Origin of the sequence: Aeromicrobium sp. S22, assembly GCF_009661045.1 — a bacterium.
In the GTDB taxonomy this organism is placed as follows: Bacteria; Actinomycetota; Actinomycetes; order Propionibacteriales; family Nocardioidaceae; genus Aeromicrobium; species Aeromicrobium yanjiei.
Map to the genome: position 1 here is coordinate 1,083,886 of NZ_WJWV01000001.1, position 21,633 is coordinate 1,105,518.

General features: G+C 65.8%; 28 protein-coding genes. 13 read left to right on the forward strand and 15 right to left on the reverse strand.

The genetic code is table 11. From position 1 onward, the window contains the following. The 4 genes from GEV27_RS05365 to GEV27_RS05380 all read left to right on the forward strand — a co-directional run bounded on the left by GEV27_RS05365 (position 1) and on the right by GEV27_RS05380 (position 4,915). Positions 1–525 carry a GNAT family N-acetyltransferase gene (locus GEV27_RS05365; RefSeq protein ID WP_153933637.1) on the forward strand — a complete coding sequence of 175 codons (525 nt, stop codon included), beginning with the start codon at positions 1–3 and terminating at the stop codon, positions 523–525. 19 nt (positions 526–544) lie between these two features. Continuing rightward, entirely contained in the window at positions 545–1,633 is a 1,089-nt protein-coding gene (ychF, locus tag GEV27_RS05370) for a redox-regulated ATPase YchF (RefSeq protein ID WP_153653727.1), read from the forward strand. Positions 1,634–2,317: 684 nt separating this feature from the next. Then, positions 2,318–2,515 (forward strand): hypothetical protein, encoded by a 198-nt coding sequence (locus tag GEV27_RS05375; RefSeq protein WP_153933638.1) that lies wholly within the window; start codon positions 2,318–2,320, stop codon positions 2,513–2,515. Positions 2,516–2,596: 81 nt separating this feature from the next. Further along, positions 2,597–4,915 carry a hypothetical protein gene (locus tag GEV27_RS05380; RefSeq protein WP_153933639.1) on the forward strand — a complete coding sequence of 773 codons (2,319 nt, stop codon included), beginning with the start codon at positions 2,597–2,599 and terminating at the stop codon, positions 4,913–4,915. 92 nt (positions 4,916–5,007) lie between these two features. Here GEV27_RS05380 and GEV27_RS05385 read toward each other — a convergent pair whose 3' ends face one another. The 5 genes from GEV27_RS05385 to GEV27_RS05400 all read right to left on the reverse strand — a co-directional run bounded on the left by GEV27_RS05385 (position 5,008) and on the right by GEV27_RS05400 (position 9,642). Further along, positions 5,008–5,967 carry a hypothetical protein gene (locus tag GEV27_RS05385; protein ID WP_153933640.1) on the reverse strand — a complete coding sequence of 320 codons (960 nt, stop codon included), beginning with the start codon at positions 5,965–5,967 and terminating at the stop codon, positions 5,008–5,010. A 65-nt stretch (positions 5,968–6,032) separates the two neighbouring features. Beyond that, complete coding sequence (locus GEV27_RS17690; protein WP_309222049.1) at positions 6,033–6,932, reverse strand: DUF4263 domain-containing protein; 900 nt, start codon at positions 6,930–6,932, stop codon at positions 6,033–6,035. Further along, on the reverse strand, positions 6,910–7,335 hold the full coding sequence (locus tag GEV27_RS17695) for a hypothetical protein (protein ID WP_228764920.1): 426 nt from the start codon (positions 7,333–7,335) through the stop codon (positions 6,910–6,912). The genes GEV27_RS17690 and GEV27_RS17695 overlap by 23 nt, the downstream gene beginning before the upstream one ends. 13 nt (positions 7,336–7,348) lie before the next feature. Beyond that, a complete protein-coding gene (locus GEV27_RS05395) occupies positions 7,349–8,713 on the reverse strand; it encodes a Shedu immune nuclease family protein (RefSeq protein ID WP_194944133.1) in 1,365 nt (454 codons plus the stop codon). Next, a complete protein-coding gene (locus tag GEV27_RS05400) occupies positions 8,644–9,642 on the reverse strand; it encodes a site-specific integrase (RefSeq protein WP_153933642.1) in 999 nt (332 codons plus the stop codon). Before GEV27_RS05400 ends, GEV27_RS05395 begins: the two co-directional genes overlap by 70 nt. 48 nt (positions 9,643–9,690) lie before the next feature. On the opposite strand from GEV27_RS05400, the gene GEV27_RS05405 reads away from it, so the two are divergent. Continuing rightward, positions 9,691–10,602, forward strand: a complete 912-nt coding sequence (locus tag GEV27_RS05405; protein ID WP_228765066.1) for a class I SAM-dependent DNA methyltransferase — start codon at positions 9,691–9,693, stop codon at positions 10,600–10,602. 446 nt (positions 10,603–11,048) lie between these two features. On the opposite strand, the gene GEV27_RS05410 is transcribed toward GEV27_RS05405, so the two are convergent. From GEV27_RS05410 to GEV27_RS05420, 3 genes are all read right to left on the reverse strand, one after another. Then, positions 11,049–11,852 (reverse strand): SRPBCC domain-containing protein, encoded by an 804-nt coding sequence (locus GEV27_RS05410; RefSeq protein WP_153933643.1) that lies wholly within the window; start codon positions 11,850–11,852, stop codon positions 11,049–11,051. Beyond that, a complete protein-coding gene (locus tag GEV27_RS05415; protein WP_153653721.1) occupies positions 11,849–12,427 on the reverse strand; it encodes a helix-turn-helix domain-containing protein in 579 nt (192 codons plus the stop codon). Before GEV27_RS05415 ends, GEV27_RS05410 begins: the two co-directional genes overlap by 4 nt. Before the next feature lie 120 nt (positions 12,428–12,547). Then, entirely contained in the window at positions 12,548–13,195 is a 648-nt protein-coding gene (locus tag GEV27_RS05420) for an ankyrin repeat domain-containing protein (protein ID WP_194944134.1), read from the reverse strand. 271 nt (positions 13,196–13,466) lie between these two features. Here GEV27_RS05420 and GEV27_RS05425 point away from each other — a divergent pair, with 271 nt between their 5' ends. Next, on the forward strand, positions 13,467–13,739 hold the full coding sequence (locus GEV27_RS05425) for a putative quinol monooxygenase (RefSeq protein WP_153653716.1): 273 nt from the start codon (positions 13,467–13,469) through the stop codon (positions 13,737–13,739). 1 nt (position 13,740) lies between these two features. Here GEV27_RS05425 and GEV27_RS05430 read toward each other — a convergent pair whose 3' ends face one another. Next, complete coding sequence (locus tag GEV27_RS05430) at positions 13,741–14,124, reverse strand: hypothetical protein (protein ID WP_153933645.1); 384 nt, start codon at positions 14,122–14,124, stop codon at positions 13,741–13,743. Positions 14,125–14,172: 48 nt separating this feature from the next. On the opposite strand from GEV27_RS05430, the gene GEV27_RS05435 reads away from it, so the two are divergent. The 3 genes from GEV27_RS05435 to GEV27_RS05445 all read left to right on the forward strand — a co-directional run bounded on the left by GEV27_RS05435 (position 14,173) and on the right by GEV27_RS05445 (position 15,610). Next, on the forward strand, positions 14,173–14,796 hold the full coding sequence (locus GEV27_RS05435; RefSeq protein ID WP_153933646.1) for a class I SAM-dependent methyltransferase: 624 nt from the start codon (positions 14,173–14,175) through the stop codon (positions 14,794–14,796). Positions 14,797–14,875: 79 nt separating this feature from the next. Next, the gene (locus GEV27_RS05440; RefSeq protein ID WP_153933647.1) at positions 14,876–15,412 is read left to right on the forward strand and encodes an SHOCT domain-containing protein; all 537 of its coding nucleotides are present in this window, start codon (positions 14,876–14,878) and stop codon (positions 15,410–15,412) included. Positions 15,413–15,424: 12 nt separating this feature from the next. After that, positions 15,425–15,610, forward strand: a complete 186-nt coding sequence (locus tag GEV27_RS05445) for a hypothetical protein (RefSeq protein ID WP_153933648.1) — start codon at positions 15,425–15,427, stop codon at positions 15,608–15,610. Between the two features lie 29 nt (positions 15,611–15,639). Here GEV27_RS05445 and GEV27_RS05450 read toward each other — a convergent pair whose 3' ends face one another. Next, positions 15,640–16,824 carry an HNH endonuclease signature motif containing protein gene (locus GEV27_RS05450; protein WP_153933649.1) on the reverse strand — a complete coding sequence of 395 codons (1,185 nt, stop codon included), beginning with the start codon at positions 16,822–16,824 and terminating at the stop codon, positions 15,640–15,642. A gap of 90 nt (positions 16,825–16,914) precedes the next feature. Here GEV27_RS05450 and GEV27_RS05455 point away from each other — a divergent pair, with 90 nt between their 5' ends. Continuing rightward, positions 16,915–17,469, forward strand: coding sequence for a hypothetical protein (locus GEV27_RS05455; protein ID WP_153933650.1), 555 nt, complete (start codon positions 16,915–16,917; stop codon positions 17,467–17,469). Between the two features lie 9 nt (positions 17,470–17,478). Further along, complete coding sequence (locus tag GEV27_RS05460; protein WP_153933651.1) at positions 17,479–17,691, forward strand: PLD nuclease N-terminal domain-containing protein; 213 nt, start codon at positions 17,479–17,481, stop codon at positions 17,689–17,691. Here the strand turns inward: GEV27_RS05460 and GEV27_RS05465 are convergent. The 4 genes from GEV27_RS05465 to GEV27_RS05480 are packed head-to-tail and all read right to left on the reverse strand — an operon-like array spanning position 17,688 to position 20,531. Next, on the reverse strand, positions 17,688–18,170 hold the full coding sequence (locus GEV27_RS05465) for an SRPBCC family protein (RefSeq protein WP_153933652.1): 483 nt from the start codon (positions 18,168–18,170) through the stop codon (positions 17,688–17,690). The two genes, GEV27_RS05460 and GEV27_RS05465, sit on opposite strands and share 4 nt — an antisense overlap. Positions 18,171–18,192: 22 nt before the next feature. Then, positions 18,193–18,801, reverse strand: a complete 609-nt coding sequence (locus tag GEV27_RS05470; protein WP_194944135.1) for a hypothetical protein — start codon at positions 18,799–18,801, stop codon at positions 18,193–18,195. Then, positions 18,798–20,138: an MFS transporter gene (locus tag GEV27_RS05475; protein ID WP_309222050.1), complete on the reverse strand. Its 1,341-nt coding sequence runs from the start codon at positions 20,136–20,138 to the stop codon at positions 18,798–18,800. Before GEV27_RS05475 ends, GEV27_RS05470 begins: the two co-directional genes overlap by 4 nt. Before the next feature lie 48 nt (positions 20,139–20,186). Then, positions 20,187–20,531 carry an HNH endonuclease signature motif containing protein gene (locus GEV27_RS05480; RefSeq protein WP_309222051.1) on the reverse strand — a complete coding sequence of 115 codons (345 nt, stop codon included), beginning with the start codon at positions 20,529–20,531 and terminating at the stop codon, positions 20,187–20,189. Positions 20,532–20,590: 59 nt separating this feature from the next. Between GEV27_RS05480 and rnhA the strand changes: the two genes are divergently transcribed. Continuing rightward, positions 20,591–21,049, forward strand: a complete 459-nt coding sequence (rnhA, locus tag GEV27_RS05485; RefSeq protein ID WP_208430965.1) for a ribonuclease HI — start codon at positions 20,591–20,593, stop codon at positions 21,047–21,049. A gap of 22 nt (positions 21,050–21,071) precedes the next feature. On the opposite strand, the gene GEV27_RS05490 is transcribed toward rnhA, so the two are convergent. Next, positions 21,072–21,311: a hypothetical protein gene (locus GEV27_RS05490; protein ID WP_153653697.1), complete on the reverse strand. Its 240-nt coding sequence runs from the start codon at positions 21,309–21,311 to the stop codon at positions 21,072–21,074. 123 nt (positions 21,312–21,434) lie between these two features. Here GEV27_RS05490 and GEV27_RS05495 point away from each other — a divergent pair, with 123 nt between their 5' ends. Beyond that, on the forward strand, positions 21,435–21,629 hold the full coding sequence (locus GEV27_RS05495) for a hypothetical protein (RefSeq protein WP_153653695.1): 195 nt from the start codon (positions 21,435–21,437) through the stop codon (positions 21,627–21,629). Positions 21,630–21,633: the final 4 nt, after the last annotated feature.

Below are 21,633 nucleotides of genomic sequence, written 5' to 3' on the forward strand. Positions count from 1 at the left end.
ATGGACACGATCACCACAGAGCGCCTCCACCTGCGTCCGTTCACGTCCGACGACGCCCCCGCGCTGTTCGGGCTGTTCTCCCTGCCGGAGGTCGCACGCTGGAGCGGCACGGGCACCCCGATGCAGGACGTCTCGGAGGCGTACGCCCGCATCGAACGTGCCGGCCAGCGCGCCGGAACCCATCCGGCGGCGTCCCTGTTCGCGACCGAGCGGCGCGACACGGGCGCGTTCATCGGCATGACCCTGCTCGTCCCGATCCCGGCCAGCGGGGGAGCGGACCGCCACGAGCACGAGATCGGCTGGCACCTGCACCCCGACGCCTGGGGGCACGGGTACGCGACCGAGGCGGGTGCGGCCCTGGTGGAGCGGGCGTTCGAGGCGGGCATGCCGCGCGTGTACGCCGTGACGGACGTCGAGAACGTCCGCTCGCAGGCCGTCTGCCGGCGCCTGGGCATGACCGATCTCGGTCTGACGTCGGACTGGTACGACCAGGAGCTCCGGGCGTTTGGCCTCGACCACCCGTGAGCACGTAGGATCGTCCCTTGTGGCTCTCAGCATCGGCATCGTCGGACTCCCCAACGCGGGCAAGTCGACCCTCTTCAACGCACTGACCAAGAACGACGTCCTCGCGGCGAACTACCCGTTCGCGACGATCGAGCCGAACGTCGGCGTGGTCGGCGTCCCCGATCACCGGCTGGCCAAGCTCGCCGAGATCTTCGGGTCGGAGAAGATCCTCCCCGCGACGGTGCAGTTCGTCGACATCGCGGGCATCGTCCGCGGCGCCAGCGAGGGCGAGGGGATGGGCAACAAGTTCCTGTCCCACATCCGTGAGTCCGACGCGATCTGCCAGGTCACCCGCGTGTTCCGCGACGAGGACGTCACCCACGTCGACGGCGACGTGAACCCGGCCAACGACATCGAGACGATCTCGATCGAGCTAGCCCTGGCCGACCTGCAGACGATCGACAACGCCCTGCCGCGCCTGGACAAGGAGTCGCGCAAGGACAAGTCGCTCGTCGCGCCGTTCGAGGAGGCCAAGAAGGCCAAGGAGGCGCTCGAGGCCGGCACCGGCGTGCTCAAGGCCGGGCTCGACCTCGACCTGCTGCGCGACCTGCACCTGATGACGGCGAAGCGCTTCATCTACGTCTTCAACTGCGACGCGGGCGAGCTCAAGGACGAGGCGCTCAAGCAGAAGATGCGCGACCTCGTCGCCCCGTCCGAGGCGATCTTCCTCGACGCCAAGGCCGAGGCCGAGCTGGTCGAGCTGGGCGACGACGAGGAGGCCGAGCAGATGCGCGCCGAGATGCTCGCCGACATGGGTGTCGAGGAGCCCGGCCTGGACGCCCTCGCGCGAGTCGGCTTCGAGACCCTCGGCCTGCAGACGTACCTGACGGCCGGCCCCAAGGAGTCGCGTGCCTGGACGATCCCCAAGGGCGCCACCGCTCCGCAGGCCGCCGGCGTCATCCACACCGACTTCGAGCGCGGCTTCATCAAGGCCGAGATCGTCTCGTTCGACGACCTGGTCGAGGCCGGATCGATGGCTGCCGCCAAGAGCGCCGGCAAGGTGCGCATGGAGGGCAAGGAGTACGTCATGGCCGACGGCGACGTCGTGGAGTTCCGCTTCAACGTCTGAATCGCCGCGTTTGCGCAGGTCAGAGGCCTAAAGCGGGCTAGCGGTCCGCAAACAGTCCGCAAGATTTTCCGGAGGATCCGTCCGGATTCGGTGCCATTCGACGCCGGGACGCGCCTTCGATATGGGTTCCAGGATGGTCAATGGTGTCGGAATCGCGTGTCCATTTGTGGGTTCATTGTGAACGGTTGCTCTTGAAGCCCTAACCTCAGTGATCAGACCGCACTTCGGAGGGAACCGTTGAGTCAGCTTGTTGCGTATTACGACGAAAGCCCGGTTGAACTCAAAGGCCATGTAGAGATCCATCAGTCGCCAATATTGTCGGCTGACGGATCACGCTCGACCGAGGGTGCGACGCGAACAGCGCTTGTCTACGTTCGCGTGCCCAGCGAAGCGGGACCATTCTTGGTTCCATTCGGGGAGTACGACGATTGGTCGCTCCGCGATCGATACAACGAGGCAATCCGAATTATGAACACGCTGGGTGCTTCCTCGATCACTTGTGAGACGTACGGCGAGGTAACCGTTCGACGCGGAGTGCGAGCCAGGGTCCTCCGTCGCGGGGGAGAGCTGACTCAGCTGCGGATAGAAAACAGTGGCTTCGACTTCCGACACACTGGCGCGGGCAGCGCACCCCGGGATCCGCGGCCTTTACGGTGGCCGGCAGAACCCGGGTTCTCTGCCGCCGTGAGCAGCGTTCTGGAGAACGGAGCAACGGAGGTCGTGATAAATATCAGGAGCAACCGTACCCACTCGATCGACGGTTCTCTCGGAGTTCAGCTTAAGAAACTCGGCTTCGACCTTGGTGGGCTGACGCAGCATTCTGGCGCGACGAGTTTGCATATCCGCGCCAGTTTCCCCTCGGCCCGCAAGGGCTGGAAATAGTCAGGGCAGTCGTCCTTGCCCGAATACGAAGTCCAACAGCGCCTGGGGCGTGTCGCGTTGCCACCGACCGGCGACCCCAACGTGTACCAAGAAGTCACGGGCTGGGACGACTCGGAAGAGAATCTCGAACGGTTCGCAGCGGGTTTTGGTGTGCGTGACTACCGCGAGACCGGCATCCTCACGAATGCTGTCCTCGTCCGCCACAAACACAATAGATACAACCGAAACGCCATCAGCGTTTCTAGACCTGCGACTGCCGGCGGATCCCTTAAGAAGCGGCACCTCGGGTACCTCTCAGAACGATTTCTGAAATGGGCGGGTCAAGACACGCTTCCGGCACTTATTGATCACGCTGGCGGCGAAGTCGAGGTGGCTGTGATCGTGGTGAGTCCAGATACCCTCCTCATCGACATTCCCAAAGGCCAAGTTGTCGGGGCTGCGGTCCGTGCATTCCTTGAACCGCGTGGGGTCAAGGTGTCTGGAGGACCGTCGTGGGAAGTTCCGACCCCGCCCACGTTGCGTACTCACGCAGGGAACTCCCCGGACACTGCCCGAACTCTTGAGCTCATCACCGCCGATAGGAAGCCACGTGTCCTTTTCACCGATGTACAAATAGACGCTGCTCGCTCCTACGACCACGACGCCAGAGTGCTACGGATTTTGGATCGGCAGACCGCAAGTTATCTAGGTAGCGTGACTGAGGGCGTCCTTGAACCCGTCGACGAGCGAGACCGTGAAGACCTGCTTGTGCTGCTCGAAGAGCAGGACATCCGAGTCCGGCAGCCGGTAACCGACCCGATTTTCGCGGAGGACGGAACCTGGCCGGTCGATGTTGTCCCGAACGCCTGGGTCCGCAAACGCGCTGAAAGTCTAGACCTTCGTGCACACGACCCAGAGAACCCGAACTCTCAGGAGTCATTCGCCGTCTACAATCCAACCCTCGACATCCTCTGGGTTGAAGACAGCCGCTTGGTAGCACCAGCACTCAGATGCTTCCACCGGATGGGGATCGACCCCGCACAAGTTGGCCTCCCCGAGCGGTCTTGGGGGCTCGATCATGAGATCTCCTGGAGCTCGCTGCGTGCCCCGACGAGGCGTGGACAGGACGGCATCTACGTATCGAAGCCACGTCTGTTTGACGATCTCGCTCAAATCCTTCCTGATGGTCTCCTGACCGGCGACGTAACCTGGCTGGCCGAGCCTCTTCAGCTAACCGAACCCGATCCGGATTTCCTGAGACTTGAGGAATTCGTGGCTGCCCGCACCGACCTATTTCCTGAGCACGCCTTCACTGGGATTATCGAACCCTGCCGCCTCTGTGGTTACCACGCCGCGACGTTCACTACTCCGATCAGCACTCGTGAACTCACTTATTGCCATGTGTGTCTGAGTGCTGCCGCGACGGGCCTCGTCGAAGACAGGGCACGGGCCGCCACGGCGCTCAAGGCCATCAGCGATCTTGAGTTCGATTCTCAACCGATGCTCGAGGCGCAACTCGTAACGCTTCACGTCAACCCCGAAGACCCGGTCGAGCCAGCCATCATCGACCAGCTCCTCCTGCTCCGATTCGCGATCGGCCGCAAGCGCATTGCTTGGACCCTCCTGCTCGAAGCAGCAGGCTTCGCGGAGGGGGGCCTCCGAACCAGCCGCGGTACCCTCATCCGCTCCCGCGACGGGCATCTCTGCTACTCAATGCGCGAGAAGGCCGTCTGCGACTTCCTGCATCAGCACGGCATCGCTCACGACCGCGAACCGCTCTACCCCCAAGACCAGGACTTCAACCCAACCGGACTTCGTCGCGCCGACTGGATCCTCCCGGACGGTACGTTGGTCGAACTTTGGGGGCTCCCCAACGATCCGGCCTATGCCGCCAAGATGGAAGCCAAGCGTCTCCTAGCAGTACGCCACGGACTACGACTGATCGAAATCTTAGATAGAGATCTACCGAATCTGCCGGCGATCTTTGGCTCTTGGATTTCGCCGCGCGTCCGCACCGGTTGGACCTGGTCACCTCTGCTCATCGCCACTGCAGAAGCGGCTGCAAAGCCTCCGCCGGAGGTCATGGGAGACAATCGTGGCCGGAACGACTTCAATACTGCTGCCCGTCGGGAACGCCTCGAACGTTGCGCCCTAGTTGTCCGCCTCCAGGCCGACGGTCTGACGAGAGCAGAGATCGGACAGGCGATCAGTACTAGCGCAGAAGTCGTGAAAGGCCTCTTACGAGACGGCAAGTTCTACGCCGATCCGGCCAGTGACCCGCCAAGACATCAAAGTGCCAAGCAGGCGAGCGCGGCCCGCGAGCGTCAAGAGACTCGAGCTCAGTTCCAAGCCGCGCACTCACTTACGACACCCAAAGCTGCCGAGGCCTGGCGCGATGCCGGTGTCCTATTCGAGACGTAATCGTCCGCTCATCGGGTGACGGAAATTGGTCCATGGCTCAGGCGTTACGTACGCCGGACTTTCGTCGTACTGCATCGATCCAGTCAGGCGCTCTATCGCCAGGGCACCGACCGGCCAGCATGCGCGGGGCGGTCAAAAACTGTGAAGTCTAGACTCCGCGCCCACTCGGAGATCAGAAGGCCATGCGCCTGATAAAGGAACTCCGCCGCGGAAATCCAAAAGTTGCATGCGTAGCGACCCTCCTGGACATTCCATGGATCCCTGAAGACGTAGTCCTGCGCATCTTCGTCGACGTTGAGCTCGAGTAGGGAGCAGTTTTCTAACTCAGCAAAGGCATTCCACCACTCTTGCTCTTGGTGAGGCCCAATCCGGTTTCCAACCTTCGGCAACGGCACATACGGTCCACGATCGGATGGATCACCGAACTCGTAGGTGCCATTCGTAGCGACATAGCAGTGCTCCTGCCACACAGCGAGAATCTGAGCCAGCGCGTCAAGTCCAACTTGAGATAGACGTTGGAACACCGCCCTTGCGTGTGCGAGACCCCCCACCAAGGCGGAAGCGTCGTAGTCATACACCATCTCAGCCAGACCTTCAGCGGTCTCGGCCTCGGTGGAGGATCTGAATGAAGTGTCGAGAAGTGATGTTGCCGTCCGCACACCGGTGGCCTCGTACGTGATCGCTTGGGCGACCGCTTCTACGACCTTCGCCTCATGCGTGTCCTTCATTGTGCGGAGCAGATCGATTGGAAACTCGGACTCGCCGGTATCACGATCGTCGACCTCGCGGCCGTGAGTCCCGCACATCAGGATTAGATTGTCGCCCTTTCTCCGATCTTCGGCTGACATCGTGCCAGCGCCTCGTGGCCCACCGGGTTCAGCCGCGACGATGTGCGCGACGGTTCCGACCCAGCCACCCGACGGCGAGATCAATGAGAGGCCACAGTTCGTCATCGCACACCGGCCACCTGAGGCGAACATCAGTTCGCGCATCACGTTGGTCTTGATCGCGAGGCGCTGCTTCTTGTTTGCGCCGGTTTCAGGCTGATTCACGTGGCTCACATTGCCATACACACGTGTTCTCTCGACCCATCTCGAAACAAGATAGAGCGGATTCTCTAGAACGGCGGCTCGTCCACCCCGGCTGGCCCTGGGTCCTCTCCGGAAGCCAAAGAGTCATCGGTTTCCGAGGGCCGCTCCCCGTACGTGGCCGATACGTCCGAAGCGGCTTCGATATGCCACTCTGCTCTGGCGACGACCTCGTCGAACGTGATCACTTCTGGTTCGTTCAGGTTTCGTCGGAACAACTCGAAACTTCGAACCTTGTCCGGTATGGGGCCGCCGCTGTTACCGGTTAGCTCGTCGAGCGAACCGACGATCAAGTACGAACGAGGTTGCAGGAGGAATGTTCCTGTACCGAGGAACTCGCCGCTGTCTGCCTGGTCTTGAATGTAATCGCCGAGTTCTCGAGTTGCGAGATGCGCCGTCTGCTGGACCTGCACGACGGCACCCGCAACCTCTTTTGACGGACTCCAACAGCCTGAGCGGTATTCGCCCCCGAGCAGGGGGGTCTGGTGGTGTTTGATTTCGGCGAAAGCCAAGGAACGAATGATGCCTGCCGTTCGGAGTAACGCGTCGACCCGCTTTCCAACGCCCTTGATGCTCCGACCAACGACGGTCTGCTCCAGATTCCCCTCCTCCCAGGAGGTCATCAGTTGGCCACCGAGCCCGACACCGAGCACCCAGGGGTTTGCTTCGAGCAACGTCTGCCACGCCTTTTCGGGACCTCCCGCTGCGGCGCTAGCCTGCGCAAAGGCGTCGTCGTCCTCCAACCATTGGCGCATCGTCGCCGCGACCTCACGTCGGTGCTGGAGAGCGATCACGTCGCTGGCGTCTGCGTCGCTCTCGATGAGTGCACGGAAACGCTCGGGGTCGTCTGCATAGACGCTGGCCATCGCCGTGGGATCGGCGAACACGTCCCGGAGTAGTTGATCGTCAACATGGACGGTGCCTTTCACCTTCGATCGGTATGGAGTCGATTGACCGGAGCATGTCGATGAGCCGCGTGGACTGATCGCGGTTGAGCTCCAGCACCGTCTCCAGCCGGGCGAGATCACCAGACGTTGGAACCTTCTGGATGCGTAGTTTGCGAACGACGCCTGCCGAGCGGGCCACTTGGAGCTGCAACTGTTTGCGCCCGCCCGGGGTTGTGAAGACCACTTCGTTTGTCCAATCCCAGTCATTGTCGTCATCGGTGATGACCTCGTCGAAGACCCTGTAGATGTACCGCGAAAGATGCCCCTGATCTTGCCCGAACGCTGCCAGGAAGTTTCTGCTTGCGTATGTGCGCGTGGTGAGACGTCGCTCCGCAAACGTGACCTCGTTCGGGTCGGGGAGGTCTCCGAAGGTCAAGATCGGCATGGCTCTTCCCGTGTCATGTGATCGCTTCAGCAGCAAGGAAGTCGCGGAGCGTTTTCAACTGTCCGAGAATCTCGTCGTAGGTGACGAGGCGCACCCCGGATAGGTGCTCGCGGTACAGGTCGAACGACTTCTGCTTGTCCGCGGTGTCAAGCTCGCTGGCACGGCCCGCAACGACGAAACAGCGAGGGGCATTGCTAGCCCAGGACTTGTCGCTAGTCCGCGACTTGGTGTCAGTCTCGTGCCGGGTGAGTTGGAGCGCTTGATCTAAGACCTGAGTCACGGCTTCGCCAATTTCCGACTGAACGCCATAGACCCCGCCGCGATACGGTTTGCGCTTCATCAGCTTGGTGCTCGGCTTCTTGATCTCCACCAGGGAGGCATTGTTTGTCATCGCATTCCTGAGCAAATAGTCGGCAATCTTCTTACCCTTCGCTGAGTTTCCACCCTCACCAATCGGAAGCTGAGCCTCGACGATCACAGTTGGACCTCCAAAGAGGAGTTGAAGAGCGAACACGTTCTCCTCGAAGAATTTCTGCCACCAAGCCTCGTTGTGTCCGGCCGCGAGGGCAGCCGAGTACGACGCGATGAGCTGATCTAGATTCACCACCTCGATGTCGCGCTGCAGACGTGCCACCCTCGCGGGAACCTTCGCCGCAATTTGAGCAGCATTCGCAGCAGTGGCTCCGAGCAACTCCTCTTGCTCTTCGTCGCTGAGCGGTCGTCCGCCTGCGGCGACCCTCGTCATCCACTTCGATGTGGGTAGCCGCCCAAGGGAGAGTTGCCGCGGTTCGAGGCCTAGTGTCGTAGCCAGGTCGTTGTGGACGTGCGTTTCCTTCACTCGGCGAATTCCCAGGTCGCCACGGCTCTTGATCCTTCCCAACTCATCACGGAGGGCGTCGAATCGAGGGAAACCGATGCGGAACGTACTTCCGGAGACATTTGGATCGCCGGACGCAACGAACTCGATTACGCGGCAGTCGGTGAACTCCTCGATGAGGTCGACGATTACGTTGCACTCGCGCGCAAATCCGAGTCCGTACTCATAGTCCTTTGTGAAGCCAGACGGGAGCTCTTCCAAGATCTCCCGGACATCCAAGTCTGACTGTCCTTCGAAAGGGAGGACGATTGCCGAAATCTTCGCGTACTTCGGTCCCAGGAAGTCCTCACTCCGGGGGCGTGTATCGGTGGGGTAAAGAGTGAGTTGCCGATTGGCTGGATCTGCTTCGATGAGTTTGACACCGGCTGCAGCTCGGTCAGCAGCAGAAGTTCCCGGCGCAGGCCTCTCTTTGGGAATGAAGAATCCCTGGATCAGTCCTTGGCTGGTCCATTGCGACTCCAACTTTCCGCGGTCGCCCGGTTGTAACCCGAATCGTGCCATGGAGTTATTGGCCCTCCAGGAGCCCGCTCGAACTTGCCTGGGCCTTCCCATTGGCTCGATACTTGGCGGTGGCGCCATTGATGCTGAATACCCGCCCTGACCGATCCTGGGGCCGTGCAGAGCTGTCGCTCTTGGGACTGCTCTCGGCTCGAAGCTTTCCTTCCATCCTCGGATGCTATCTGCGGAAACGTCGTTGGACCGGCAACCATCGCGGATGGCTGAATTCGTCGTGCCTCGTCGTGCGTCGGGCTGTGCCGGTCAGGGCCGTCCGCAGTCGACTGATCGCCTAGCGATGCCTCGATGATCGATTGCGCGGCAGCGCGGGTGCGGTCTTCGGCGGTCGGCCAGAGGTGGGCGTAGGTGTTGAGCGTTGTCGTGGCCTTGGCGTGGCCGAGCGAGCGTTGGACAGTGACGACATCACAGCCGGCCGCGAGGAGTCCGGAGGCGTAGAAGTGGCGCGGGTCGTGGAGCTTGATCCCACTGAGCCCGGCAGCCTGCAGGGCCTTTCGCCACCAGTAGCCGACGGTGTTCTGGTGCGGGGGCTCGCCGTCCTCGCCGAACAGCCATTGCTCGGCGCCGACGGTGCCGATGTCGGCGACGTGCTGGGCGACGAGATCGATCAAGCCGTCGGCGAGGTGGACGACTCGCTCTGATCCGTACTTTGGAGACCGGACGTCGATGGCGCCGCCGGTGACGCGTTGCACCTGTCGGGTGACGTTGAGCGTCTTCCGGACGAAGTTCACGTCATTGAGCTGGACGGCGGCAGCTTCGCCGAGGCGTAGTCCGGCGAAGGCGCACAGCGCGATGAACGTTCGCGCCTGCTCCTCGGCGACGGCCATGAGCAGGCCGACTTCCTCGGGGGTCGGGATCGACATCGCCGCGTCGGCCCGACGCCGTCGAGGCAGACGAACAGTGTCGGTGGGATCCATCCCGATGACGCGATCCCTGACAGCGGCGCTTGTGGCACCGGTGGATTCCTGCTCGTCGCCTACGAACACGCCGCGCGAGGCGCGGAGTCGATGAGCCCAACGCTGCGCGCACACCTGCGCGACACGTTCGCGGCGGGGTTCGAACTGGTCGACGGCACAGCCCGACTCGCCGCCATGAACCTGCTGTTGCACGGCATCGGAACCGCCGATGGGGACTCGCAAATCGAGGTCCGGGACGCGCTCATCGCGGATCCCGGTGAACGTTGGTCGGTGGTGCTGTCGAACCCGCCGTTCGGGACCTCCTCCAGCGTGCCGGTGGAGGGACAGGACTTCGTTGTCACCACGTCGAACAAGCAACTCAACTTCGTCCAGCACATCATGACGATCCTCGACATCAACGGCCGCGCCGCTGTCGTGCTACCCGACAACGTGCTATTCGAAGGCGGGGCCGGCGAGACGCTGCGTCGCAAGTTGCTGGCCGACTTCGACCTGCACACGATGCTGCGCTTGCCGACAGGAATCTTCTACGCCCAAGGCGTGAAGGCAAACGTTTTGTTTTTCGACAAGAAGCCGGCGTCCGAGCAGCCGTGGACGTCGAAGCTGTGGGTCTACGACCTGCGCACCAACCAGCACTTCACGCTCAAGCAAAACCCTCTGCGCCGCCACCACCTCGATGAGTTCGTGGACGCTTACCTATCTGGAAAGAGTCGCCATGAGCGGGTTGAGTCCGAGCGCTGGAAGTCGTTCACTCACGACGACCTCATCGCGCGCGACAAGGTCAACCTCGATATCACCTGGCTCCGCGACGCTTCGCTCGAAGACTCTGACAACCTGCCGGCGCCTGAGATCATCGCCCGCGAAATTGTCGAGGAACTGACTGCCGCGCTGGTGGAGTTCGAGGCCGTCGCGTCTGCACTGGAGAGTCGACTGCAGGTCGATACGGGTGACAAGACCGAATGATGATTTGTCGGGGGAGTGAGTGTCCTCGGCCGAGGCCGAGCGGTCCGCAAACAGTCCGCAAAACAGCCCGATTTGGCCAATTTCAGTCAACCAATAACAACTGACGTTTCCGCAGGTCAGAGGCAGTTTCAACGGCTTTCGACACCAGTCCGGTACCCCAACCTCAGTTCCGCTCCAACGTCTGATCACGTCTGATTGGATGGCCCCGTGGGTGAGCAATCGGCCGAAGATCTCGGACCGGATTTCGACGGGATTCGGATCGGTCGACCTGCCGCGGGCGCGCTGCTGCGCGCCGGGTATCTCAGCGTCCGAGACCTTCCCGAGGACCTAGCCGGGCTGGTCCACCTGCACGGCGTCGGACCGAAGGCAGTCAGCCTTCTCCGGGCTGCGCGGGAGGAGTGAGCCTCCGCGGACGACCTGCCAGATTCGTCTGAATCGGCTCGCCATCACTCGGTGGCCGGCATGCGGGCGTCGAGCCCTTGTAGCCAGGACTGCCAGGCCGGCTCCTCGCGTCGCACGTAGTCAGCGGCGGCGGGGGAGAACAGGTACGCCCGGACGCCCGCGGTCGACTTGCCGTCGCCCTCGGGGTACGCGAACACGCTCATCATCCCGGGCACCGGCTCCGTCAGTCGGACCAAGGTCTGCCGCTCGCCGACCCGCTCGACCGTTCCGGTCGCGCCGCGTACGTCGACCGCCGCGCCCTCGCCCCCCAGGCCGAGCGTCTCGTGCATCGTCGACCACAGTGCCTCCGCCTCGCCGGGCAGGGACGCGGTCGCCTCGAGCTGGGTGGCCTCCTGTCCGGGGAAGTGCGACAGGTAGATCCGCAGGTTGTCGAAGAACGGCTTCCAGTTGGTGCCCATCTCCTCCCAGAACTCCGGCTCCCACTCGGCACCGGTGCCGAAGCCGCTGCTGGTGACGCGGACGACGCAGGAGCCACCGGACTGCGCCTCGACGAGGAACTCCGACGTGAGGGCGCTGAGGGCGTCGGGGTCGGCGCCCATGAGGGCGGCCCAGTCCTCCTCGTAGGCGAGGCGGCGCGGCGGGTCCCAGCCGGTCACCCGGCCGTCCGAGCCCATCTCGGGGCCCATCGAGAAGTGCAAGGAGCCCCCCTCGCGCTCCTCCATCCGGGTGGGCAGGAACCAGGCGCTCATGCCCTTGGCAGTGGCGATGGCCTGCCACACCTGTTCGGGCGTGCCAGGGACCTCGACGCTGAACTCCAGGCGGTACGGGACGTTCGGGGTGGTGCTCATGTGCTCTCCTCGGGAAGGGGGTGGGCGGCGACGAGCAACCGGTGGGGACGTCCGTCGTCATGGTGGTAGCGCGCGGCCAGGTCGAGCACCGCGGCGGTCAGGTCGTCTGCGAAGGCGGCACGGTCGGCGGCCGAGCGGAAGCCGATCTGGGTGTCGATGGTGAGCGTCGGCAGACGCTTGCCCGACGTGCCGGCCCGTCGTGCCAGAGCGCCGACCTCGCGCACCAGGCGGCCGGCCAGCGCGACGAGGTAGCCCGCCGAGAGGTGATCGTCGTTGGCGCTCGGATCGGCTGCGGCCGCGCTGACGGCGGCAGGTGACACGACGTACGACGCCGCAGAAGCCTGAAGCACCCGCTCGACGATGCCTCCGTGCCGGCGTTCCTCGGCCAGCTGAACGAGACCTTGAGCCTCCAGCGCCTTCAGGTGGTAGTTCACCTTCTGGCGCGCGATCCCGACTCGGGCGGAGAGGCCGGCGGCGGACGCCGGTTCGGCCAGCTCGGCGAGGAGCCGCGCCCGGACCGGGTCAAGTGCGGCGGCGGCTGCCTCCGCGCTCTCGATGACTTCGATGTCGTACACAGTGCGACTGTGCGCTTGACAAGAATATTTGTCAACGGTCGCCTCCCGCGCCTGCTCGGGATGGTGGCGCGCCGATTCAGACGTTGAGTCGGAACATCACTTCGAGCAGCGTGGCCTGGATCAGGCGTGGAGGAACTGGGCGACGGGTTCGCCGCGATAGTGCTCGACGACGGACGCGCCCAGGTCTCGCTCAGCCTGATGCGGGTTCGCCCCGTGCGCCATCAGGGTGTCGAAGATGCGGGTGAGATCGTCGACCAGGTCCGGGGTCAGAGGCTTTGGATCCACCCAGTCCGGATCGCTGTGGTGGTGCGTCGGGAGGATCTGCCGGGCGTCCAGCACGGCACGTCCGAGTGCGGAGTTGCCGTAGGAGTCGAGGCTGTGAACGTCAGCGCCGGACTCGAGCAGGAGGCGCAGCGCCACGTACGCGGCGTCGGCTTGTTCGGCGGTGTTCCGCGTCTCCCACGGATCCTCCTCGCGCCAGGTGGGTCGCAACCAGCGAGAACGCATCACGGCAGCCTTGATGGCGTGGTGGAGGGGCGGCATCGCCCACGGCTCTCGATCGCCATGCTCGATGAAGTTCGGGTCCGCGCCGTGCGCCAGCAGGAGCGCTGCGATCTCGAACTGAGCCTGGCTGTAGGCGACTTGCAGCGGAGACTGGCCGGTGTACTTCTTGGGAGGTGACGTCGCGACGAGGGTGACTGCGCCAGGATTCTTTGCCAGTCTGCGCCGGACCGCGTCGATGTCGCCCGCGATGATCTCCTTGAACATGAGCTGCATGGTGATTCCACTTCTCCCGCGGTCAGCCGTGGCGTCGCGAACGAGAGCGTAACGCTCAGGTCGGTGCTCCTGACCAGCCGCCTTCTTCTCGTGCATGGCCGTCAGGGCATCGACGTGGATACGATGCGGTCATGTCTCCTGGCCATCGGGCGCTCGCTGCCGTCAGCGTCCCCCTGACGATCGTCCTGATGGCTGCCGGCGGATCACCCGGGCGGAGCATCGACGGCGTATGAGCAGTGACGGGGAGCACGAGAAGTGCGCGATGACTGATGTCGTCGTGACTGGACAGCTGATCTGTGCGAACGAGGACGAGGCGGCCCAGGTGCGCCGCCACCTGCCGCTCCACACCCGGAACTCGCTGAGCGAGGCTGGCTGCCTCTCGTTCGTGGTCCGGCAGACGGCCGACCCTCTCGTGTGGCAGGTGGACGAGCGGTTCGTCAACGCCGCAGCATTCAAGGCTCATTATGAGCTGGCCGTGTCGAGCGAGTGGGGACGCGTCGTGCAAGGTATCAAGCGCCGCTTCACGACGAGTTGAGTCAGACCCGGCTCGACCGCGCGAGGCACGCAGACACTCGTGAGGACAGGAGCTCGTACTGCGCGTCGAGCCGGGTGGGGCCCGTGGGGCGTTCGACGGCAACCCCGCCGATGACTGATTCGTGCTGGCCGAACTGTTCGCGCGTGAGGTCGATCTGACTGCCGTCGGGCAGACGGTTCCACCAGTGATAGTCGACGTGCTCGCCGTTGACGAAGACCTCGCCCCCGACAAGGCAGCCGCCGAAGTGGTCGTGCAGCACCACCGCAGTGGTCGCGCACTGACCTCGAGCTGGGTTGTCCCGGCTCCAGGATCGGGTGTCCTCGGGCGAGCAGGTGTCCGGTCCCCAGGACTCGCGCAGCGCGGCAGCGACATGTCTCAGCTCCATGCGAATGACACTAGGTCCGTGGGCCGACAGGTGCCTAGGATCGGCTGCATGGGCCTGTGGACCGATCGTGTCGTGCCGCACCTCGTCGAGCGATCGCTGTCGGTCGGCGAGGTCATGGAGCGGCGCGAACAGCTGTGCGTCGAGCTGCAGGGCCGCGTCCTGGAGATCGGCTTCGGCTCGGGCCTCAACATCGAGAAGTACCCGGCCTCGGTCGAGTCGGTCGCGGCTGTCGAGCCGTCCGACGTGGCGTGGCGGATGTCGGCCGGCCGACGTGCAGCATCTCCCGTACCCATCACTCGGTCAGGCCTCGACGGACAGGTGCTCGCCGAGGACGACTCGTCGTTCGACGCCGTGCTCTCGACGTTCACGCTCTGCACGATCCCTGATGTGGACCGTGCCCTGCGGGAGGTCCGCCGCGTGCTGCGACCGGCTGGGAGCTTCGTGTTCTTCGAGCACGGGCTGGCGCCCGGGCCGGGGGTCGCCCGGTGGCAGCGCCGCCTTGACCCGCTGGAACGCCGCATTGCCGGTGGCTGCCATCTCTCGCGCGACGTTCCCGCACTGATCTCGTCGGTGGGCCTGCAGATCACGGGACTCGATGCGCACTACCTGGCGGGCCCCTCGGTCGGGCGTCCGTGGTCGTACGTCTACGAGGGCACCGCCCGGGTCGCCTGACGCCGGCCAGCGCACGGCCAGCTCCGGGACGTTCACCGTTTCCCGCCGACAGCGGCGCTGGCGTGGTTACGATGCGGCAATGTCCCCAGCTCGTCGCGCGTTCGCGGCCATCGGCGCCACCCTTGCGGTCCTCGTGCTGGGCCCGGTCGCCTCGGCGTACGGGGACACGCTCCAGGAGTGCATCGATCGGGGCTCCGAGCGAGACGGTGAGCCTCCCACGTGTACGCAGGTCGGTGACGGCTGGAAGGCGTCGTGGCCCGATGACCCGGTGGCGGGAGGCGGGGGCAGTGGAATAGTCGTCCTGATGGCGATCGCAGCCCTCCTCGGGGTCGCGTTCTTCGTGTGGAAGGTCGTCACCGCCCGGTCACTCGCCAAGCAGTCGGGCATGGACCCCGACCTGGCGACCCAGATGACGCTTCTGACGGGGAGCGGACTGGAGGCGACGTACCTCGCCGCCAATCTGCGTCGGCCCGACACGGCTCTCTCCGTGCCGGCCCCTGCCCCCGCGGTTCCTGCGGCCACGCGGCTGGCCGACCTCAAGAGCCTGCTGGAGGCGGACCTGCTCACCCAGGCGGAGTACGACGAGCGTCGTGCGGAGATCATCGATGGTCTGTGAGGAGTCGCCGCGATGAACTCTCAGAACGCGCTCGTCGCGTGCCTGGGCGTCGCCGGCGCCTGTTACCTGGTCGTGGCCGTGCTGGACCTTTTCGCTGGTGAAGCAGGCACGTTCATGTGGGCTTTGCAGCTCGTGTCCGGACTTGGCTTCATGGTGGCGGCAGGCGCGATGTGCCTATCTGCGAGTCGAGATCGCTAGCGGATTGAGGGTGGGCGTCCCCCCTGCGCTCAGGCGGCGACGTACTCCATGACGAAGTGGGTCGGGGGTGGGTGGATCTCGATGACGAGGGGCTCGGGTGGCGGTTGGGGTGGGCTGGTCGACCAGTGGAGCAGGCCGTGGCCCTTGAGGTTGTGATGTCGTCGGCACAGCGGTCCCATGTTGTCGCCGGTCGTCGGACCAACCGGGTGCGGTATTCGGTGGTCGAGATCGCACCGCTCCGAGGGCACCATGCACCCGGGTGCCTGGCAGACGCCGTGCAGGAACCGAAGCGCCAGAGCGAGGGTGTCGGGTGCGAAACGGCCCACGTACTCGTGAGAAAGAACGTCGTCGGTGACAGGGTCGACCACGATGCGGTGCCAGAACGTGCTGCCGGTCGCAATCACGTCCGCAAGCCACGGGGCGGGGACCGCCCAAGCCCCGTCGGTGGACTCGGCGAAACCGGGAGCCGCACCGGCGAGCACGTCGGCTGAGACGGTGACGGCAATGTTGGCGTCGATGCCCGCCTTCGCGGCCTCGGAGCCGGTGCACCAGGCCACCAACAGATCGGCCTCGCGCTGAGCGACGGTGCGGTCGTCGTCCGGGTCGGCCGGTTTGCGTGCCTCTTTGCGAAGGCGTGCCTCGATCGCGGCAGCCTCGTGCGAGGGCAGGTAGGCGTTCAGCCAGGACATCGAGTCGTCACCATGCGTGACCGTCACGCGCCGGTCGGCGCGCTCGGTGTCGGCGCGTTCGGTGGCCAGATCAGCCTCGACCCGCTGGACGAACCGGCGCAGCCACTGCCGCAGCTCGGCGCCGGTGTGGCTGGTCGCGTAGCCGATGACCCGACTCTCGAGGCGGGCGATGGATTCTTCGCGGTGCAGCTTCTCGATCGTCGCGCTGATGTCACGCACCCGGTTGAAGTCGATCAACCCGTCGACGAATGCCTCCCACACGAGGGGCGTCTTCTCGCGGACCCGGTCGGCGATCGACAGCCGCAGCTGGATCTGCGCCTCGGACATGCCGGTGGCCTCGCCGATCGTCAACGCGATCGCGGACCGCTCGATCTTGCGCCTCAATGTCGACTCGATCAACGCGGTCCGCGCCATCTCGGCGTCGCGGTAGTCAAGCATCCGCCCGATCGCGTACGCCTCTGCTCGGGCCTGCCAGCGCACAACGTCGGACAGGTCTTCTGTCGTCGGAGCTGTCGTGGTGGCCATACCTCAAACCTAGAGGTCGCCACTGACACTTCTTCCTGCGAGCGCAGGAGGTTTTCGGCACATCGGGAACATGTGCGGCACAATCGAGACATGCGCTCACGTCTGTACCTGGCTCCTTGGTGGGTGCAGGCGCTCACGTCGGGAGTCTTCTTCGGCGCGGCCATGGCGATCTGGGAGATACTTCGGGAACCCCAGGACTGGGGCTGGTCCTTGGTCGGCGGCGTGATCGGGGGCATGATCTTCGGGTCCGTCGTGGGGTGGGGGTCTGTCCGTGACCGGACTCGATGGCGCAGGGCGGCCGGCAGCGACCTCAGCGACGCGGAGCTGCTGGTCGTCTACCACGCCGAGGCGAAGGGTCCGATCCCGTCCGATCCGCGGCTGCGCCTGGCGACGGTCCGCGCCGCGAGATACCGCCTGGAAAAGCTCGACGACGACAAGTGGGTGGGGGGAATGGTGCTGGTTTTAGCCGCCGTCATGATCTGGCTCCAGTTCCGGGACTCGCTGTGGTGGCTGATCGCGATTCCGCTTTTCACTTACGCCTGCTACGGGATATGGGCGGAGCCGCGCCGATTGCGCGCACGGATCGAGGTGTTGTCGCGGGAGGTCGACCAGGCAGCCGGTCCGAGCGGGAGCGCCAACCGATAACGTCAAGCCATGGCACAGAAGAAGTGGTCGGACCTCAGCCCCGGACAGCAGCGAGCGATCTACGTCGCGGGAGCCGTCGAGACGGTCCTGACGGCTGTGGCACTGTGGGACCTGGCCCGTCGGCCGGCCGACGAGGTGCGGGGACCGAAGATCGCGTGGGCGCTGGCGTCGTTCGTGCAGCCGGTCGGCCCGCTGGCGTACTTCGCGAAGGGCCGTCGCTAGGAATCAGCCTCGCCGGACTCGCAGACCTCCTTCAACCGGTCGAGCCAGCCGGCCAGCGACAGGGTCAGGTTGGCGTGCAGGTGGGCGGGGTCGGCCTCCGCCGGCGTTCCCGACCATGACTCGGTCGTGTGCACCACGACGCCGTCCGCTGTCGGGGTGAACGTCCAGACCTGGATCGCGTCGATGCCCGCGGCCGGGCCGGCCCAGACGATGCGGCTGTTGAGGACGACCTGCGTGATGGTCGAGGTGATGTCGAGCCCGTGGGTCTCCCACTCGAACGTGGTGCCGGGCTCGATCGGGCCGTCGATCGTGGCACGGGAGATGGCCGGCTGCCAGGTCGGCCACGCGGCGATGTCGGTGTGGCGCTGCCAGACGAGCGGCAGGGGAGCGTCGATCGTCCTCTTCAGCTCGACCAGCACAGGGGCGCCGCGGTCGACGTCGAGGTCGCGTGGTCGGCGGTGAGGTGTCGGATCGGACATGGGCTGTCGCTCCTTCGCTGGGTCAGATCAGGTTGCGCAATCGGTCGAGCAGGGAGTCCTTCACGGCCTCGGTGACGGCGGCCTCGACCTGACGCTCAAGGTCGCCCTGGTCGTCGAGGTTGGCGAGAAGGTCACGCAGGTCCAGGTCCTCGATCGCGCGCTCGAGGACGTCGTCGGTCTTCAGGGCGCTGTCGATCACCGAGTCCGGGATGAGACGGATCGCCCGCTCGAGCAGGCCGTTGAGGTTCGCCGAGGCGAGTGCCTCGTCGACCAGGTCGGACGCGGGAGGCAGGGAGCCGTCCTTCTTCATCTGCCGCACCGCCTCGATCAGACCCGCGCGCAGGGCGTCGATCTCGGCGTCGGTACGCGTGCTGGTCTGCGCCAGCTCGAGCGTGAGCGCCTCCCGGGTGACGCCGAGGGTGCAGGCGGCGTTGTTGATGCCGAGCAGCACCAGCCGCTCGGTGAGGCCGTCGATGCCGTTGGCCCGTGAGGTGACCGTACGCTCGGCGCACGGGTCGGCCGGGCGCAACGGCTCGTACGTCCCGCCGCCGTTCGCGAGCTGCACGCCGATGACCCCGGCCACGAGCACGACTGCGGCGACCGGGAGCCCGATCCAGCGCGGCGCTCTCACGACGTCCTCCGCCGGAGGCGCAGCGAGCTGAGCAACGCGAGCAGGGCGATGCCGGCGCCGATGAGGAACGAGTCGCGGAACGCCCAGGTGGCGGCGCGCTCGAGCTGGGAGTCGAGGTCGCGCTCGAGCTGGTCGGTCGCGGCGCGATATCTCGTATCGACGTCGAGGGACGCGAACGCCGGATGCAGGTCCGGGACCTGTCCCCGCTCGTCGGACAACGCATCGCCCAGCGCCTGCGCCACGGCGATCTTGTCGTCCGGCGGCAGCGGGGCGTCGAGGACGAGGGAGGTGATGGCCTCCTGTGCGGGCTCCTGGGCGTCCTGCAGGTCTGCGGTGAACACCGGCGTCAGGATCGCCAGGCCCACGACGACCCCCACGTGGCGGGCGCTGATCGTCCACCCCGCGTGGCGGGCTCGCGGCAGCCGCATCTCCATGGCCTGGGACGTCAGCCGGTCGACGGTCAGCCCGAGCCCCAGTCCGACCAGCGCCTGCGGGGCGATCGTCCAGGCGAGGTGGGCCGACGGCGGGATCGCCAGGGCGGCGAGGCCTCCGGCGACCAGGAAGCAGCCGACCGCGACCTCGACGTCGTGAGGCGGCCGCAGCAGGCGTACGAGCGGGCCGGCCGCGAGCGCGGCGATCGGCACGACCGACACCGTCACGGCCGCGGCGGCGGGGGAGCGGCCCCACCCCTCGACGAGCAGCAGCACCAGCAGGAACAGCGCCGCGGTGAGCGCCGCCGACATCAGGGCGAGGGTGATGTTCGCGCGTACGGCCGGACGGTGCCGGTCGGCCTCCTGCGGAGGCGCGGACGCCACGCTGAGCGCCGCTGGCACGGCCAGCAGCGCGAACGGCACCTGCACCACGAAGATCGCCTGCCACGAGATGGCCTGGGTGAGCAGGCCGCCCGCGACCGGTCCGGCGGCCGTCCCGATGACGCCCGCGGTCACCCAGGTCGCGACTCCACGCCGCTCTCCGCGCACCTCGACCAGCTGCTCGAGGCAGCCGATCAGCGCCAGCGCACCGCCCACGGCCTGCACGCACCGCGCGATGATGAGCACCTCGATCGAGTCCGCGAGGGCGCACCACGCGGAGGCACCTGCGAACACGGCCACGCCGACTGCGCTGAAGACCCGGGGCTGCACCCGTGCGAACGCCGCGGCGGCGGGCACGGCGGCCACCCCCAGCACCAGGTTGTACGCGATCAGCACCCAGGCGACCTGGCCGACGGACGCGTCGAGGTTCTGCAGGATGTCCGGCAGCGCGAGGGTGACGACCGCAGAGTCCGCGAGCACCATCGCGACGGTGACGGCAAGCAGGGGAGCCACGGCACGACGCACCCGATCATCCTCTCAGCGGGTACGTCCGAGCGCGAGGCGCCGGGAGCGTCAGCCGACCGGCGCGACCGCCGCGAGGATCTCGACCTGACGCAGCAGGAACCGCCCCTCGTCGAGCTTCTTTCGCCGCATCCAGGTCGTGACCTCGAGATTCCACTTGCTCGCATTGCACGACGCGCACGCCGGCACGACGTTCGCGAGCGTGTAGCGGCCGCCGCGCGAGATCGGCAGCATGCAGTCCTTCTGCAGCGCGGAGCCCTCCGCCCCGCAGTACGCGCAGCCGCCCCACGCGGACGTCAGCGCGGCCCACTGCTCGTCGGTCAGGTCATGAGTGACCTTGGCCATCCGGCGCTGGCGGCGTCGAGCGTACGTGGCGGTCCGACTGCGAGATGGCACACGCCGATCGTACGGCGGGGGAGCCCCGGTCGGCGGGACCGCCGCGGCAGGATGGTCCGGTGAACGACGAACTACCGGTCATCATCCACACCGACGGCGGCTGCACGCCCAATCCGGGCCCCGGCGGGTGGGGCGCCGTGCTGCGGCAGGGCGACCACGTGCGCGAGATGTTCGGCGGCGAGCCCAGCTCGACGACCAACAACCGCATGGAGCTGACCGCGCCGATCATGGCGCTGGAGGCGCTGACGCGCCCGGTCATCGTGCACCTGCACACCGACAGCACGTACGTCCGCAGCGGCATCACGCAGTGGGTGGCCGGCTGGGAGCGCAACGGATGGCGCACCGCGGCCAAGCAGCCGGTCAAGAACGTCGACCTGTGGCAGCGGCTCCAGGCCGCGTGCGAGCGTCACGAGGTCGAGTGGTTCTGGGTCAAGGGGCACTCGGGCGTCGCCGACAACGAGCTGGCCGACGAGCTGGCGACCAAGGGGATGCTCGAGGCGATGGCGACGGCGGGCTGAGTCCCGCCGCCGCCGTCTCGGGTCAGCTGTTGTTGGCGACGACTGCGCCGAGCACCATGCCGACGACGGTGGCCACGATGCCGCCGATGCCGGCCCAGAGTCCGAGCTTCTTCTCGCCCTGTGAGTAGGCCACGAATCCGAGGACAGCACCGATCGGTCCGAGGATGATCGGCAGGAAGATCAGTGCCACCGCGTCGAGGACGAACGAGATGATGACGAGCGTGCGGGCGCTGCTGCTTCTGCTGGCAGACGGACTGGACATGCAGGGACCTCCTGGTCGGGCGATCCGCGTGCGGCGGACCGGAACACGCTGTTCCTTTCCCTGCGGCGGGGGATTCAAACCGTCGTCGGGTTGATCCCGGCGGTCGCGGGGTACGTCCGGACCATGACTGATCCCACCAACGCACGCAACGACACCGACGACAGCACCTCGGACGAGGGCGGACAGCTGGCCAACCCCGGACCCGTGCCTGCCGCGCCCGAGGACGCCTCCGACACCGGCGAGGGCCGTCCGGGTGACCTCGCCGCCGAGGCCGGTCCCGACCAGGACGATGACGGAGGCGTGCTCGGCGGCGAGTGACCCC

What these genes read in the sequence shown, in the direction of transcription:
- GEV27_RS05365 (WP_153933637.1), top strand. Translation starts at nt 1, where the DNA reads ATGGACACGATCACCACAGAGCGCCTCCACCTGCGTCCGTTCACGTCC.
- GEV27_RS17695 (WP_228764920.1), bottom strand. Translation starts at nt 7,335, where the DNA reads ATGCCGATCTTGACCTTCGGAGACCTCCCCGACCCGAACGAGGTCACG.
- GEV27_RS05395 (WP_194944133.1), bottom strand. Translation starts at nt 8,713, where the DNA reads ATGGCACGATTCGGGTTACAACCGGGCGACCGCGGAAAGTTGGAGTCG.
- GEV27_RS05400 (WP_153933642.1), bottom strand. Translation starts at nt 9,642, where the DNA reads ATGGATCCCACCGACACTGTTCGTCTGCCTCGACGGCGTCGGGCCGAC.
- GEV27_RS05410 (WP_153933643.1), bottom strand. Translation starts at nt 11,852, where the DNA reads ATGAGCACCACCCCGAACGTCCCGTACCGCCTGGAGTTCAGCGTCGAG.
- GEV27_RS05420 (WP_194944134.1), bottom strand. Translation starts at nt 13,195, where the DNA reads ATGTTCAAGGAGATCATCGCGGGCGACATCGACGCGGTCCGGCGCAGA.
- GEV27_RS05425 (WP_153653716.1), top strand. Translation starts at nt 13,467, where the DNA reads ATGACTGATGTCGTCGTGACTGGACAGCTGATCTGTGCGAACGAGGAC.
- GEV27_RS05430 (WP_153933645.1), bottom strand. Translation starts at nt 14,124, where the DNA reads ATGGAGCTGAGACATGTCGCTGCCGCGCTGCGCGAGTCCTGGGGACCG.
- GEV27_RS05435 (WP_153933646.1), top strand. Translation starts at nt 14,173, where the DNA reads ATGGGCCTGTGGACCGATCGTGTCGTGCCGCACCTCGTCGAGCGATCG.
- GEV27_RS05440 (WP_153933647.1), top strand. Translation starts at nt 14,876, where the DNA reads ATGTCCCCAGCTCGTCGCGCGTTCGCGGCCATCGGCGCCACCCTTGCG.
- GEV27_RS05445 (WP_153933648.1), top strand. Translation starts at nt 15,425, where the DNA reads ATGAACTCTCAGAACGCGCTCGTCGCGTGCCTGGGCGTCGCCGGCGCC.
- GEV27_RS05450 (WP_153933649.1), bottom strand. Translation starts at nt 16,824, where the DNA reads ATGGCCACCACGACAGCTCCGACGACAGAAGACCTGTCCGACGTTGTG.
- GEV27_RS05455 (WP_153933650.1), top strand. Translation starts at nt 16,915, where the DNA reads ATGCGCTCACGTCTGTACCTGGCTCCTTGGTGGGTGCAGGCGCTCACG.
- GEV27_RS05460 (WP_153933651.1), top strand. Translation starts at nt 17,479, where the DNA reads ATGGCACAGAAGAAGTGGTCGGACCTCAGCCCCGGACAGCAGCGAGCG.
- GEV27_RS05465 (WP_153933652.1), bottom strand. Translation starts at nt 18,170, where the DNA reads ATGTCCGATCCGACACCTCACCGCCGACCACGCGACCTCGACGTCGAC.
- GEV27_RS05490 (WP_153653697.1), bottom strand. Translation starts at nt 21,311, where the DNA reads ATGTCCAGTCCGTCTGCCAGCAGAAGCAGCAGCGCCCGCACGCTCGTC.
- GEV27_RS05495 (WP_153653695.1), top strand. Translation starts at nt 21,435, where the DNA reads ATGACTGATCCCACCAACGCACGCAACGACACCGACGACAGCACCTCG.